This is a genomic window from Congregibacter litoralis KT71 (genome assembly GCF_000153125.2).
GTDB classification, from domain to species: Bacteria; Pseudomonadota; Gammaproteobacteria; order Pseudomonadales; family Halieaceae; genus Congregibacter; species Congregibacter litoralis.
Genome location: NZ_CM002299.1, coordinates 2,940,213 through 2,955,105, shown reverse-complemented (window position 1 = coordinate 2,955,105; position 14,893 = coordinate 2,940,213). Strand labels below are relative to the sequence as shown.

The 14,893-nt window shown below is 60.0% G+C and carries 13 protein-coding genes; 5 read left to right on the top strand and 8 right to left on the bottom strand.

The annotated features are described in order from the left end of the window. Positions 1-23: 23 nt before the first annotated feature. Complete coding sequence (locus tag KT71_RS13465) at positions 24-1,724, top strand: AMP-binding protein (RefSeq protein ID WP_008294824.1); 1,701 nt, start codon at positions 24-26, stop codon at positions 1,722-1,724. A 4-nt stretch (positions 1,725-1,728) separates the two neighbouring features. Further along, the gene (locus tag KT71_RS13460) at positions 1,729-2,205 is read left to right on the top strand and encodes a YaiI/YqxD family protein (RefSeq protein ID WP_008294825.1); all 477 of its coding nucleotides are present in this window, start codon (positions 1,729-1,731) and stop codon (positions 2,203-2,205) included. A gap of 86 nt (positions 2,206-2,291) precedes the next feature. Here the strand turns inward: KT71_RS13460 and folE are convergent, their stop codons facing one another. Then, a complete protein-coding gene (gene folE, locus KT71_RS13455) occupies positions 2,292-2,972 on the bottom strand; it encodes a GTP cyclohydrolase I FolE (RefSeq protein ID WP_008294826.1) in 681 nt (226 codons plus the stop codon). Positions 2,973-3,143: 171 nt separating this feature from the next. Here folE and KT71_RS13450 point away from each other — a divergent pair, with 171 nt between their 5' ends. From KT71_RS13450 to KT71_RS13440, 3 genes are all read left to right on the top strand, one after another. Then, positions 3,144-4,169 (top strand): glyceraldehyde 3-phosphate dehydrogenase NAD-binding domain-containing protein, encoded by a 1,026-nt coding sequence (locus tag KT71_RS13450; protein WP_023660057.1) that lies wholly within the window; start codon positions 3,144-3,146, stop codon positions 4,167-4,169. Then, the gene (gap, locus tag KT71_RS13445; RefSeq protein ID WP_008294828.1) at positions 4,166-5,164 is read left to right on the top strand and encodes a type I glyceraldehyde-3-phosphate dehydrogenase; all 999 of its coding nucleotides are present in this window, start codon (positions 4,166-4,168) and stop codon (positions 5,162-5,164) included. The genes KT71_RS13450 and gap overlap by 4 nt, the downstream gene beginning before the upstream one ends. A gap of 65 nt (positions 5,165-5,229) precedes the next feature. Further along, positions 5,230-5,802, top strand: a complete 573-nt coding sequence (locus KT71_RS13440) for a YSC84-related protein (RefSeq protein ID WP_008294829.1) — start codon at positions 5,230-5,232, stop codon at positions 5,800-5,802. On the opposite strand, the gene KT71_RS13435 is transcribed toward KT71_RS13440, so the two are convergent. From KT71_RS13435 to KT71_RS13405, 7 genes are all read right to left on the bottom strand, one after another. After that, entirely contained in the window at positions 5,799-6,485 is a 687-nt protein-coding gene (locus KT71_RS13435; protein WP_008294830.1) for a LutC/YkgG family protein, read from the bottom strand. The two genes, KT71_RS13440 and KT71_RS13435, sit on opposite strands and share 4 nt — an antisense overlap. Further along, entirely contained in the window at positions 6,482-7,903 is a 1,422-nt protein-coding gene (locus tag KT71_RS13430; RefSeq protein WP_008294831.1) for a lactate utilization protein B, read from the bottom strand. Before KT71_RS13430 ends, KT71_RS13435 begins: the two co-directional genes overlap by 4 nt. After that, positions 7,903-8,712, bottom strand: coding sequence for a (Fe-S)-binding protein (locus tag KT71_RS13425; protein WP_008294832.1), 810 nt, complete (start codon positions 8,710-8,712; stop codon positions 7,903-7,905). Before KT71_RS13425 ends, KT71_RS13430 begins: the two co-directional genes overlap by 1 nt. A gap of 90 nt (positions 8,713-8,802) precedes the next feature. Next, a complete protein-coding gene (locus tag KT71_RS13420; RefSeq protein WP_008294833.1) occupies positions 8,803-10,992 on the bottom strand; it encodes a hypothetical protein in 2,190 nt (729 codons plus the stop codon). Positions 10,993-11,019: 27 nt separating this feature from the next. Further along, positions 11,020-12,249, bottom strand: coding sequence for a saccharopine dehydrogenase family protein (locus KT71_RS13415; protein WP_008294834.1), 1,230 nt, complete (start codon positions 12,247-12,249; stop codon positions 11,020-11,022). 15 nt (positions 12,250-12,264) lie between these two features. Continuing rightward, positions 12,265-13,821 (bottom strand): peptide MFS transporter, encoded by a 1,557-nt coding sequence (locus KT71_RS13410; RefSeq protein WP_023660056.1) that lies wholly within the window; start codon positions 13,819-13,821, stop codon positions 12,265-12,267. 22 nt (positions 13,822-13,843) lie between these two features. Continuing rightward, a complete protein-coding gene (locus KT71_RS13405) occupies positions 13,844-14,830 on the bottom strand; it encodes a tRNA dihydrouridine synthase (RefSeq protein ID WP_008294836.1) in 987 nt (328 codons plus the stop codon). Positions 14,831-14,893 lie beyond the last annotated feature (63 nt).

Here is a 14,893-nt window from a genome sequence, read left to right as displayed (position 1 = left end):
CTCTGCCCTTACCCGGCCGCCCAATGGACGCAACCGGCCCGATAATCATTAACGAACGTGGAGATAAAAACATAATGGATTTCCAAACCTTGCCCCAATTCCTTGACCACTGGGCTGACACCCGGGGGGACAAAATATGGATGCGTGATCTTCGTGAGGAGGCCAGCGACGATTACAGCTGGTCCCAGGCCAGGGACCAGATCAATGCCGTCGCTGCCGCACTGGAAGCTCGCTTTGGTCATGGGCACAACATGATTATCCTCTCCCGCAACCGCCCTCACTGGTTTATGGCGGATCTTGCGATTATTCGTTCGGGCAACGTCACCGTGAGCATGTTCACTACGCTGCCTCCGGCTACGGCAGAGTATGTGGCAGGGTTCACCGATGCCAAGGTGATCTTTGTGGGGGAGAGTCCCAATTGGGAGGCGGTACGCCCCGTGCTCCCCGAGGGAATCACCCTGGTGGCACTGCCCGGCGTCGAGCTTGAGGGGGATCATCTCACCTGGGACGAACTGCTGGCGGAAGGTCAGGGCAAGGACATCAGCTACGAATGCGCCCCCGACGATATGATGTCCTTGGTGTTCACCTCCGGCACCACGGGCATGCCCAAGGGTGTTATTCAAACCCACGACAGCAACATCATTCCCATCCGGCGGTTTACCACGGCCTTCGGCCTTCGCGATCAGCCCCGATACTTTTCTTATCTGCCCCTGTCCCACATTGCTGAGCGGCAGATCGTCGAATACTCCTCTCTGTACTTCTGTGGAGAGGTGAATTTCAACGAGTCCCTGGAGCATGTTCTTCGCGACCTCCAGCGCACGCGGCCCCATATGTTTTTCGGTCCGCCGCGCATCTGGGAACAGTTTCAGCAGGCGGTGATCGGGAAGTTTGGTGGCCAGGAGGCGTTGGAGGCCGCGCTGAAGGAAGACGCCGAGGGTATCGGCAAACTGGTATTGGATACCATGGGTCTGGGTGAAGTGGAATTCTGCCTTGCGGCGGCCGCGCCCACACCACCACCTCTGATTCACTGGTGGGAGTCCCTGGGGCTGAAGCTCATGGATGGTTTCGGTCAGACCGAGGCCATGGGCGTGATAGTCAGTGGTGAGGGCACGCGGCGTGTGGGCTCCATCGGTAAACCTCTGGGTGAGGTGGAGTACAAGATCACCGAAGAGGGCGAGCTTGCCGTGCGCGCAGACGGCTGCACGCCGGGTTACTACAAGCAGCCGGAGAAAACCGCAGAACTCCTGCGCGATGGCTGGTTGCACACGGGCGACAAAGCCCGGGTCGATGAGGATGGATTCATCTACATCACCGGTCGGGTGAAGGATTACTTCAAAACCATCCAGGGTAAGTTTGTCGCGCCGCCTCCCATCGAGGGCATGTTCGCGAACAACCCCTATATCGAGCAACAGTGCCTCATCGGGCGAGGCTTCTCCAAAACGGTCATGATTGCCGTGCTTACCGACGCGGCGCAGAAAGAAGACCGTGAAACGGTTGAGGCATCCATCCGCGAGAGCGTTGCGGCTATCAATGCTGAGATAGAAAAGCATGCGCGCATCGGAGCCGTGATTGTCAGCGCCGAGCCCTGGACTACCGAGAATGAAGTGCTCACACCGACCCTGAAAATAAAGCGGGATAAAATCGACGAACGTTTTGGCGAGCTGGGCGAGGCGCTGGCTCGCCAGTCAGCAGAACAGGGCGAGTTGCTGGTTCACTGGGTCTGATTCCGTGGAGGAGAGAGGGCAGGTCTGGGTGGATGCAGATGCCTGCCCCGTAACCATCAAGGAGATTCTATTCCGTGCGGCGGCGCGGTCCCGGTGCATGGTCACCTTGCTGGCCAACCACGCCATGACCGTACCCCCATCGCCTTACCTGAGTTTTGTGCAGGTACCGTCGGGCTTTGACGTAGCAGACAACGAAATTCTCAAGCGCCTGGGAGACTGTGATCTCGTCGTCACCCAGGATATTCCCCTCGCGGCGGAAGTTGTGGAAAAAGGTGCCTTGGCGATCAGTCCCCGCGGGGAGCCTTACAATGCCGAGACGATTCGTGCTCGCCTGGCCGTCAGGAACTTCATGACGGAGCTAAGAGATAGTGGCGTAACAACCGGTGGGCCCCCGGCGCTGGACAACAGCGATAAGCAGCGCTTCGCTAACGCCCTTGACCGGTGGCTTAGCCGGCGGGCAAGAAGCGCAGCACCGGATTGATGGTCTGGAACGTTTTCCAGAAAGTCTCCCCGGAAAACGTTCCCCGGAAAAAGCTCTTCGAAAAAAGCTCCTCGGAAAAGCCCGTCTCAGCGCAAAAATTCGCTTCGGGTAGCGTTGTCGGATTTAAACACGCCTCCCAGGGCCGTGGTGCGGGTGGAAGAATTGCTATCCATGACGCCCCGGGATTTCACGCAGTAGTGAACGGCGTTAATGGTAATGGCAACGTCATCGGTTTCTAACAGGGCCTGCAAGGCCACCAGAACCTGCTGCGTCAGTCTTTCCTGCACCTGCGGCCGCTGCGCAAAAAATCGCACGATACGGTTGATTTTCGAGAGCCCGATAATTTTGTTGCCCGGTATGTAGGCCACTCGGGCGGTGCCATCGATAGTGACGAAGTGGTGTTCACAGGTGCTCACCAGGTCGATGTCATCAACCAACACCATTTCCTCCACCTGCATCTTGTTTTCGATGACGGAGATTTTAGGAAACTGGCTATAGTTCAGACCGCTGAAAATCTCGTCCACATACATCTTGGCGATGCGATGAGGCGTCTCCTGGAGGCTGTCATCACGGAGATCCAACCCGAGCGTTTCAGTGATTTCCCGAAAGCTGTCGCGAATGCGTTCATATTTCTGTTGCCGGGTAAGGCCGTTATCCACGAGGGGTGTTTCCAGCCCGCGATCTTCCAATGCCTGGCGTACCTTGAGTGCTTCCGGGCTGATATCCTCAATAAAATCAAGGGTTTCTGTCGCTACTGCTTGGTTCATAGGCTGTCTCCTTTATAGCTGTTTTTACGGCGACGCCGGTCGCTCGGATTGCTTCTTTTTGCCTGACTTTGACAGCCCTCGGAGCGGGTGCAACACTCAGGCAGACATATAGGTCGACGACCGGGCGATGAGTGCCTGGCCCGACTGTGATTGAGCGAGGGGAGTGTTCCGATGGGTGGAGCCAGACGCATACGTTTAGGCATCATGGGTTTTGGACAGACCGGGCGACAGATCTATGAGCTCGCCTCGGCGTCACCGGATATCGATGTCATAGCGATCGCCGATGTGGGGCGCGCTGAGATCCTGCATTATCTCCTACAGTCCGAAGCCCGGGACCCGAAGCAGTTTCGTCTCGACGGCAACTTTCTGGTTACGGACAGTCAGCGCACCCGCCTGATGTCCATCGACACCCCTGCCGAAATGCCCTGGGATATTTTCGAAGTAGATATGGTGATCGATGCCACAGGCATTTATGGAAGCGAGGCCCACATGCAGTCGCATCTCGCCGGGGGCGCGCGTCGGGTGCTGATTCGTACGCTCCCCGAGGACAACATCGATCAGGTGATTATCCCGGAGATTAATGGCGATGTGGCGGACATTCGTGATCGAATGGTCTCCGCGGGCTCGCCGACGACCACAGCCCTGTGTTTTCTCCTGCAGATACTTTCGGAACAGTTCGTGATCGAATGCGGCAGCATGACGACCGTGCATGCCTACACCTCGGATCAGGCGCTTCAGGACTATGCGGGGAGTGATTATCGACGAAGCCGATCGGCGCCGAAAAACATCATTCCCAACGGGCACGACGCGGGGCGTTGGCTGGGTCATATCCTGCCAGGCTTTGCCGGTAAGGTGCACACCTCTACGCTGAATGTACCGGTGCAGGAGGGGTGTTTGCTGGACACCACCCTGGTCCTCGATGCCGACGACGTCAGCGCTGAGGATGTGAACGAGGTGATGCGCGCCGGCGCGAAAAAATTTCCTCAAAGTGTTGCCGTGGTAGAAGACCCCATCGTGTCCTCGGATGTGCTCGGTAGCGACTACTCCCTGCTGTTCGATACGAAGGGCACCCTGAAGGCCGGAGAGCACTTCATCAAGACCCTGGGCTGGTACGAGACCCGCGGACACGCGGCTCGCCTGCTGGATGTGGCAAGGCTTTACGCTGACCTTGATCAACGGGAGGAGGCCGCCTCATGAGAATCGCCATCAACGGCTTTGGCCGTATTGGTCGCTCCGTGTTTCGCATCCTTGAGGAGCGCGATGATATTCAGGTGGTAGCGGTGAATGATCTGTTTGATCACGACGCCCTGCGTTACCTGCTGAAATACGACACGGTCATGGGGCCCTTTCCCCATGATCTGTCCCTGGAGGATGATCATCTGGTGACACCCAAAGGGCGCGTGCAGATGCTCAGCGAGCGGGATCCCGGCGCTTTGCCTTGGGGAAAACTGGGCATTGATGCGGTGGTGGAGTCCACGGGTGTGTTTCGGACCCGGGCACAGCTTCAACAGCATCTGGACGCCGGCGCGGGTCGCGTGGTGCTGACGGTGCCGGCGAAAGATGAGATCGACTACACGGTTGTTCTTGGCGTTAATGAGGAGGGACTCAAGGACTCCCATCACATTGTCTCCAATGCGAGTTGTACCACCAATTGTCTTGCGCCCATGGCGCGGGTGCTCCATGAGGAATTCGGTATTCTTGAGGGCGTGATCAATACGGTGCATGCCTACACCAATGACCAGCGCCTCGCCGATGTTCCTCATTCTGACTGGCGTCGCAGTCGCGCAGCGGCGGAAAATATTATCCCTACGTCCACAGGTGCAGCCAAAGCCGTGGGCGTGGTGCTCCCGGATCTGAAAGGCAGGTTGCACGGCATCGCCTCCCGGGTGCCCGTGCCCGATGGGTCCGTGGTGGATTTGTTTGTGAAACTTTCCCGCACTGTGTCCGTCGAAGAAGTGGACCGTACGGTGAAGGCCGCCTCAGAAACACCGCGGATGCAGGGCATTCTGCAGTATAGTGATAGGCCCCTGGTATCTACCGATGTTATTGGCAACAGCCATTCTTCCATTTACGACAGCGGTTTCACGGCGGTGACCGGGGGACGATACCTCAGGGTGTTGAACTGGTACGACAACGAATGGGGATACAGTTGCCGGGTCTGCGACGTACTCGCGACCATGAGTGACTGGTAGAATAAACGACTGACTACGTCGGGTAGGCAATGCGGTCTGCTCGCGCTCCTTTGAGGATTCACGGAATGATGTTGATGCGTTTTTTTGGATTTACGGCACTGCTTGTTCTGCTTTCCAGTCCCCTGAGCTATGCGGGGGAGTATGAAGATGCCCTGGCTTCGTTTAAGGCGGCGGAACCGACCGCTCCTTTTTTCAAAAACGCCTATGGCTATGTGATTTTTCCCACCATCGGTAAAGGCGGTTTTGGTATTGGCGGCTCCCACGGCGCGGGTCGCGTCTACGCCAAAGGGATGTATGTCGGTGATACCACCATGACCCAGCTCACCGTCGGTTTTCAGATGGGGGCCCAGGCCTTCAGCCAGATGATCTTCCTTGAAGACGAGCGGGCCTTTAAAAGCTTTACTTCGGGCAATTTTGAATTCAGTGCCCAGGCCACGGCCGTAGCGATCACGGCGGGCGTTTCGGCGGAGGCCAATACCGGCGGTGGCGCTGCCGCCAGCGCCAGTGGTGGGCGCAACGATGCCAGTGTTTCCAACAGCGGTTACCGCAAAGGGCTGGCGATCTTCACCATTGCTCGTGGCGGATTGATGTATGAGGCGTCCCTGGGGGGACAGAAGTTCACCTACAAGCCTCTCTAAAGTAATTCTTTGCCCGAAGTCTGCCCCGGCTCCTGGCCTACAATAATCACGTGAAGGGCGCGGGGCCCGTGGGCCCCGAGCACCAGCTGCATTGAGATATCGGCGGTGCTCGAAGGGCCCGAGATCATCATGAGACCGCGGGGTCGGGTCTCGGCTTCTTGCAGGCGGGGCGCCGTCCAGATGCTCTCAATTCTTTCATGGATATCTCCCCGGTCGACCAGAATAATGTGGTCCTCCACGAGAAGATTATTGAGTCCGGGATTGTTCCTGTCCAACAGCAGGGCGAGGGAACCCGATTCCGCGACGGCGCAGTAGGCGTAGCTCACGGAGACCGTGTCACCGTTTTGGGCGATGTCAAAACGGGGGAGTAGTCCGCCGTCGCGCCAGGGCAATGCTGCGAGACGGGGATCATGTCCCGTAACGACGCGCCGCTGTGCGTATTTTTGCGTAATAAAGTGCGAGATCTCCTGCACCGCGGCACTGCGCGTTTCCACGGCGGCCGAGGTGGCGCCATTGTTTGCCAGGTTCAAGCGCAGCGCCTCGCAGAGATCGACCGTTGGCAGGGGTGCAGCGGCCGGGGTTTTCAGAGCGGCAAGTTCCTTGGCGATCTGCTCTGCGGAGCTTCGTCGGGATGCACCGCGAATTCGCGCGAATACCGCTTTCTCTGCGTCGCCGGCGTTCACTTGCGCAGGCTGTCCCGATGCAGGGTCTGGAAAGTTTTTGCTGCGGGAGCCGGAAGATCGCGGGCAGCAAACCACCCCCCTACGAATGGCAGCTTTTTAATGACGCCCTTGCGGCCGCCCAGGCTATGAAGCACCCGAACCACAATCCCGGTAGTTTTTTGATAGAGCCGGGGGTGAGAGGCGAGCCAGCCGTGGAGGCGGATGCCGAGGCGCCAGCGTCTGCTGGTGACGCCCTGGGTGAATTTTTCTTCCCGCAGGTCGCGAAGGAGATCCGGTATAGGAATGGCCGCGGGGCAGACTTCTTCACAGCGACCGCAGGCTGTGCAGGCGTCGGGCAACAGCCCTCCATCCTCCAGGGACGTCAGGAGGGGGGTGAGCACTGATCCCATGGGTCCGGGGTAAACCCAGCCGTAGGCATGACCGCCCGCACTCATGTAGACGGGGCAGTGATTCAGACAGGCGCCGCAGCGAATGCACTGAAGCATCTCGGCGTAATCACTGGCCAGGATGTCACTGCGCTCGTTATCGAGGAGGACAAAATGCGTCTCGAGAGGGCCATCGACATCTCCGGGTCTCCGTGGGCCGGCATAGAAACTGGTGTAGCAGGTCACCGGCTGTCCCGTGGTCGACCTCACCAGCAGACGCAGCATCGCCATGGCATCGTCGGCCCGGGGCAGCACGCGATCAATGCTGGTGCAGATAATGAGTACGGGCGGGAGGTTGGCGCAAAGGTCACCGTTACCCTCGTTGGTGACGAGCATCGAATAGCCGTTTTCGGCAATCAGCGCGTTGCTGCCGATGATGCCCACATCCGCCGTGAGAAAATCATTCCGAAGGACCTCCCGGGCTTCAGTGACCATGTCCTTCGCCGTGCCCAGCTCCCGGTTTCCCAGGGGGTGTCGCTCAAGAAACAAGTCACGTATCTCCGCCTGCGTTTTGTGCAATGCGGGACCGACAATGTGACTGGGCGTCTCACCGGCTTCCTGGATGATGTATTCGCCGAGGTCTGTTTCCCGCACGGTAAAGCCGCCGGCCTCCAGGGCGTTGTTGAGACCGGTCTCTTCGGTGATCATCGATTTGCCCTTGGCGATGTGCTGCGCCTCACTTCGGGCACAGATATCCAGAACGATGTTGTTTAACTCTTCACCGTTGCGCGCAAAATTCACCGTGCTGCCATTTTCCCGGGCGTTGTGTGTAAACGTTTCCAGGTAGTGAGCGAGATGCCCCAAGGCGTGTTCACGTAGGGCCTTTACGTCCTGGCGAAGCGTAGAAAAATCCTCTTCACCGCCAAACTTGTCGACCGCCGCGTTGCGCAGCTGGGGCATGAAGGCGCCCAGAGCTTTTCGGTTTGCCGCGCGCTCGGGACTGGCAATCGCCTCATCGGCGAGGGTCAGGAATTCCTGGCTGCGCTGTTCCATCAGCGATCAATGCCCCCGGGCGTATCGTTGCTCAGGTCTTCAGGGGATGTTGAGTCTTCCCCGCGGAGCACTTCTGCCACGTGTTTGAACTGAAGCGTACGGCCTGTCCTGCGCGCCCGGCCCTCCAGCGCCAGGAGACAGCCCAGATCTCCCCCCACCAGGGTCTTTTCTCCCGTGTTTTCCATATCTTCGATCTTGCGATCAGCCATGTCTCCCGAGACCGCTGGCATCTTGGCGCAGAACGTTCCTCCGAAGCCACAGCAGACTTCAGCCTGCTGGAGTTCCCTCACGGTGATGTTCGCCCTTGCAAGCAGCTCCCGCGGCTGTTCCCTGATGTTTAACTCCCGCAGGCCCGCGCAGCTGTCGTGATAGGCCACGGAGTTTTCAGATGCCTGAACCGCGGGTTGGTAATTGGCCACGGTCAGTAGAAAAGTCGTGAGTTCGTATACACGCCCCGCGAACTGTTCTGCGCGGTCCCGCCACTGCCCATCAAGGAGGCGGGGATAGTGCTTGATCAGCATGCCGGCGCAGGATCCCGAGGGCAGTACCACGTAGTCAAAAGGTTCAAAGCGCTGGATAAGCTGCTTCGCGATGCGGGCTGCACCGGCGTAATCGCCGTTATTGTAGGAAGGCTGGCCACAGCAGCTTTGTTCTGGCGGCACGGTGACATCGCAGCCCGCAGCCCGGAGGAGTTCGAGGCTCGCCTGGGCCACGGAAGGGCGCATGAGGTCTGCCAGACAGGTGACGTAAAGCGCAACCTTCAGGCCAGCCTTCGGGGCTGTTACTTTGCTGTTGCCGTTATCTTTCACAATGCCTCAGGCGGTTCCCACGACGAGAGTCAGGTACGCCAGATTATAGCCTGCCCGGGATTGGAAATTTGCCCGCGGCATTTCTGAACATCAGCCTGTCAGCACTACAAGGCAAACGCTTAGCATTAAACCGATGGTCGTCGCGAGGAGAGCGTGCATCCAGGGATGGCGCGATAGCCAGAGCCCACCAATGATTTCCACGGCGGGGCTATGCTTCGGCGGCGCGAAGCGGGCCGGGGCTATGTCTGCGGTGTCGAGATTGGGTAACCCGGGAAGACTGATGGGGAGCACGACGCCCGGTGCCATCAGTAGCGCGGCGTTTCCCCGGAGCGCGGAACGCTCACCGTAGAAATAGCGTCCATCGTAATCCACAGCGATAAAGTGCGTTTCCATGAGGCCGAGATAGCCGCCGCAACCCTCGCGCAGTTTGTTCCAGCCGTATAGTGCCCCCACTGCCGCCGGCGCGCCGGCAAAAACGCCGGGCCATCCGGCGCTGGCACCAAGCAGCGAGAGGAGGAGCATCGTCAGGATGAGCAGCGCCAGCCCTATGCGCCGGACGGCGTGTTCGGTTTGCCCGGATGCGGGCAGCCAATGAATGCCGCCGGGCATGGGGTCGAGGAGAGCGCTGCGCTGCCGGGGCAGCGTGTGCAGAGACCGAAAGCTGCTGTAGTAGAGGAGTGCCGCTATGGCGCACAGCAGTATGAAGATGAGCGGTAAGCCGATGCCCAGGTGTCGCATCAGGCTGCGCTGTCTTGAGATTTCGAGCCAGTTTTCGCGCTCCTCGGCTAACAGGGAAGAGTCAAAGGGCGCTTCCGGATTGCCGTCCTTGGCAAGGCGGAGCACCGTTGCCTGCCCCGGATCGGCGACGAGGAGTTTGTCGCGCCACGGAATCAGGTAAGGTTTGGCAAAGGACTGCGTTAAATTCACCGGCGCGGCTCTTCCCCAGTCTGGGTCAAAGCGGTAGAGCGCGGTTGCTGTCGCGTCGCCGGCCATCAGCGCCCAGTGCGATTCGCTTCCCAGGGCAACATCCCTCAAGCGGTCCTGACCTGCGGCCACGGCGGTGGGAGGCATCACGAGCAAGGCGTCAAGCTGTTGGCCAAAGCTCTCCAGGTCCGGCCGATAGACACCCAGCATCGGGGCGTCGCCGGCAGGAATCAGCAGCAGACCGCCGTCGTACAACACCCGGGGCAGCCCCCAGGGGACTTGCACCGTTGCCTCAGACTGAATGTCTCCTGCGCTGTCGCTGCGCCAGAGTTGTCCTTCGGCGCCGAGAAGGAAGAAGCCGTCTCCCAGGAGAGAGCTGGCAATGGCGACAACGGGGCTCTCCAATGCCTGGGGACTGAAGGTATAGCAGCTTCGCGTATCCAGGGAGCAGCGTTGCAAGCGCATAGCCTCCCCGTCTTTGCCGGCGTTGAAGATGACGTCACCACTTGGGGTCACCGCGAGCGGTGGCGCGATGAAGTCAAATCCCAGTTCCGCAGCACTGACACGAGCCCTGGCAAGCCCTGATCGCTCGTGTATCAGCAGGGCGCCTTCAACAAGGAGTAGCAGTTCATTGCCTGGAAGGCTGATACCCGCCAGAGGGCCTAGAGGCTCCTCGCCCGCCGGTGCGGCAGGAAAGCGCAAGGCCACGGCGAGCACGACTGCAAAGAGAGCCAGAGCAATACCCATGGCAATGAAGCTGCGAATCTGTGTGGCTTCCTGAAGCTGCGCTGTGTTTTGTGTTGAAAACGCCGGTCGCAGGGCAAAAAGGTTGGGTGCTTTTCCCCGGGGAGCTTGCCTCGGAGGCTGCTCGGTCCGAGGTCTTGAATCGGCCCCGGAGCTGGCCTCCTCCCGCGGTGCAGAAATTGGCGTCTTATTAGCCTCGGGAATTGACTCTGCCTGAGGCCGGGGTTTGGATACTGGCTTCGGCTTCGGCTTCGGCTTCGGCTTCGGCTTCGGCTTCGGCTTCGGCTTCGGCTTCGGCTTCGGCTCCGGACCCGGCTCAGGTTCAGCCACGGTTTCTGCAGCGGGTGCCGGGGCCGGGGGGGGGGCATCTACAGGCGCAATCTCACAAATGAGACCGACACTTCGCAGTTGTCTGTAGAGGCGCAGCGCATCCGTTCTCGTGATGTTGCGCCGCAGGGGTACGGGTTTTCCACTGAAAAAAACCGAGACACCACTGACATCGCGCAAGCCAAAAAAGGCGGCCAGGGTGCGTTTGGCCCGCTCTCCATCGGTGTCGGGGAGCAGCTGACCTGAAAAAACCAGGTTAAAGCGCTGTGGGTCGGAGTCGGTCAAAGCTGCCTTGCGCCGCGCCGGGATCGACTAGGTGGTGGGAGTCAGGGTGAACTGCAATCCGGCGTTCTGCTCCAGTCGCGGTAACAGCGCCGGGGCCAGCGCCGATGCCGGCGTCCAGATACCGCCGCCGACGTCCGCAGGGTCCTTCGCCAGGCTGACGGCGGCTTCTCCGAGCATCCGGGACGTGGCGCCATAACCGGGATCCCGGTCTCCGCTCACGCGCGCACGCAGGGACTTCGTCGGATCTGTGGGGTGCTGGGCATGAAAGAATAACTCAAAGAATCCCCGCTCCCGGGCGTCCTCATCAGGCCCTTCACCGGGCTTGGGCAATAGTTTTCCCATTGCCCTCCGCCCCACACTGCTACTGACAGTGGCCATGGCGGCCCCCATACCCAGGCTGATCGCCAGTGCCTGGGCGCGGCTGCTACACAGTTGGCTCTCGTCATAGTCAAAATCACGGCCCCAGGGAAAGCCCATCAGTGCATTGCTTCGGCGCACCACCCGCTCATTGATCAGGGCCATAACGAAAGGCGTCGTCCACTGCTCAAAATCGGGGTCGAAGACGGGCAGGGTCTGGTCTTTCACCGCGGGACCGGGGTTCTCGCCCGCGGGATACAGGCAGTACTTGTTTTTGAGTAGCTTGCGCAGCGCCGGGTCGCGTCCCGCGTCTTCCATGACGCCCATCAAGCTCGCCACAGTACCTCCGCTGGCCGCACCGCGGGTTTTGCCCACGCGGCCGCGGACGCGGGATGCTGTGACACCGTGCTGTTCTTCCATGGCTTGTTGCACAAACCAGTTGCCCAGGTCCGAGGGAATGGAGTCAAAACCGCAGCAGTGGACGATGCGGGCGCCGCTGATTTCCGCAGCGCCCTGATGCCGTTTGATCATGTCGGCGATCCAGGGCACCTCGCCGGTCAGGTCACAGTAATCCGTGCCCTCGGCGACGCAGGCCGCCACCAGTTCGCTGCCGTGTCTGGCATAGGGACCTACGGTGCTGCAAATCACCGCTGTGCTGGCAGCCAGGGTTTGAAGCGCCTCGGCGTCGCTGCTGTCTGCCGTCAGCAAGGGCAGGGGATGAGCGGGCTTTACGCCCTGGAGGGCGGCCCGCACAGCTTCCAACTTTTGCTCATTACGCCCGGCAAGGGCCCAGCGAAGTTCTCCGTTGCTGCCGTAGCGCTCCAGGAGATACTCGGCGACCAGCTGTCCGGTGAAGCCCGTGGCGCCAAACAGAATAATGTCGTAACTTCGCTCTGCCATGGCAAAACCCCGCGCTTAGTGAATCCCGTGCATCATGCGACGGAGGAGGGGTGACAGCAAGAGCATGACCCCCCCCACACCCACACCGAGCCAGAACAGGCTGGTGAACAAGTCACCGTAACTCGCCAGCGCTGCCGCCGTGTCCGTGATACTGCCACCACTGGTCTCCAGAGCCGCCAACTTTGCCAGCTGGGCGGCAACAAATTCTGAATAGGCCGTGGCGAGGAACCAGGATCCCATCATGACGCCCACCACGCTGGGCACCGCAAGTTTGGTCACCGCAGACAGGCCCACGGGCGACAGACACAGCTCTCCACAGGTGTGTAGCAAATAGGCAAGCACCATCCAGTAACCTGATACCAGCCCCGCCTGATCGGGATTCGCCGCACCGAGCACCAGGGCGCCAAAGCCCAGACCCGCCTGCGCAATACCCAGGGCGAACTTCACCGGTGTGGAGGGTTCCAGTCCCCGGCGCCCGAGGCTTGTCCACAGCCACGCAAAAAACGGCGCAAACATAAAGATAAACATGGAGTTCAGGGCGCCGTACTGGGAGGCCGTGAGGGTGAGACCAAAGACTTCGCGGTCCATGACACGGTCGGCAAACAGGGTCATGGATGCGGCGCTTTGTTCAAAGAGCGCCCAGAACACCACGGTGGACATGGTCAATATGATGAGAACAATCGTACGACTTCGTTCAACAGCATCGCAGCGCGCGACGATAAACCAGGCCAGGCCTGACAGCACGATGAGGGAAAGAGAGTTAAGGAGAAGTCCTACGGCAGCGTGGAACTGCAGCATCTGCCAGACCGCCACGACGCCCACGAGAGCGCCAACATAGATGCTGTGTTCCCGGGAGAGTCCCAGGGCGGTGCGCTGTTGTAAATTGCCACCCTCCGGTGGTTCCGCCAGGCCCGCCAGGTAGCGCTGCCCGTAGATGAAGGTGGCGAGGCCCAGGAGCATCCCAATGCCGGCCGCGCCAAAACCGTAGCCCCAGCCATAGGTTTCTCCGAGATAGCCGCAGAGCAGTGTCGCGCTGAAGGATCCCAGATTGATGCCCATGTAGAAGATGGTAAAACCCGAATCCCGCCGGGGATCATCCTTGCTGTAAAGCTGACCGACAATGGTGGAAATGTTCGGCTTGAGGAATCCCACGCCGATGACAATCAGGGCCAGGGACGCGTAAAAGACCTGCAGCGCCCGGGTGTCGCGCTGAATGCTGTCCCCCACCATGCGGGCCTGTTCGCCTTCCACGGCCATGCCCAGGTGTCCCGCCACGAGGAGCAGACCGCCCAAAATCACGGACTTGCGCATACCCAGGTAGCGATCGGCGATGAGGCCACCGATGACGGGCATGGCGTAGACCAGTGCGGCATAGCCGCCGAGCACTTCCAGTCCTTCGGCGTCGGTGAAGAGGTGATACTTTGTCAGATACAGCAGCAGCAGATATTTCATGCCGTAAAAGGAGAAGCGCTCCCACATCTCTGTGGCAAAGCAAATCATCAGTCCCCGGGGGTGACCAAAGAATCCGTGGTTGTCGCGAACAATGGGGGCGTCTGCTACTGCAGTCGACATGGCTTACTCCTTCTTGTTTTGTCTAAGCCGCTTGCTGTTCTGGATCTTCCTTGCCGCCCAGGGCGAGACGTAACTCCTCGGGATCGAGGATACGCTTGATCACCACGAACATGGCTGCCGCCTGGGGATAGTAGTGCCTCAGGTATCCCAGCCACTGCTTGATGGGATTCACCGCGTAGCGCGCATCGTAGCTCTCCAGCGTGATCGCAAGATACTTCAGCAGATAGCCGCGGATCTCATGCCAGGTCAGAGCGTCCACTTCCACACCGCTGTCGGCGGCGCGCAGAAGCCGCGGTAAATCCGGACGGCAAAGCACCCCACGGCCAAGCATGAGGTCCCGGGTGCCGCTTTTTTCCCGGGCAAGTTTTGCGTCGCCCACGCCCCAGATTTCACCGTTGGCGATGAGGGGTAACCGGGTTTTGCTGCGGGCGAGGGCGATGTGCTCCCAATAGGCGGGAGGACGATAGCCGTCGGCCCGGGTGCGGGCATGGATCACCAGTTCGCTGGGCCTTGCCGCATCAATGCCCGATACGATGTCGAGAAAGCGGTCACTGCTGTCAAACCCCAGGCGTATTTTTACGCTCAGGGGGACCGAGGGCGGAAGGGCTTGCCGTGTGGCCGCCACGATTCGGTGAACCCGCTCGGGCTCCCGGAGAATGATGGATCCACCATCGGAACGGTTAACGGTTTTGGCGGGACAGCCGAAGTTCAGATCGACGCCCGGGGCACCGAGCTCGGCAGCGCGGGATGCATTCTCCGCAACCACACTGGGATCGCCGCCGAGAATCTGGAGGTAGACCGGCACCCCCGAGGATGTGCAGCCGCCGTTGGCGAGTTCCGGACAGAGACGATGAAAAACCCGGGGGGGAAGCAGTTCCTGACTGACGCGCACAAATTCCGTCACGCAGCGATCCACACCGCCAAGCTGCGTCAGAAGATCGCGCATGGTGTGATCGATGACGCCTTCCATGGGCGCCAAAAGAATGCGGGGGTTTGCTTCGGGGTTCACGGGAAAGAAGTATACGCAGACTTGCCTGTGCGCACAGCTATCGTGACCCGGAGCCCATGCCTC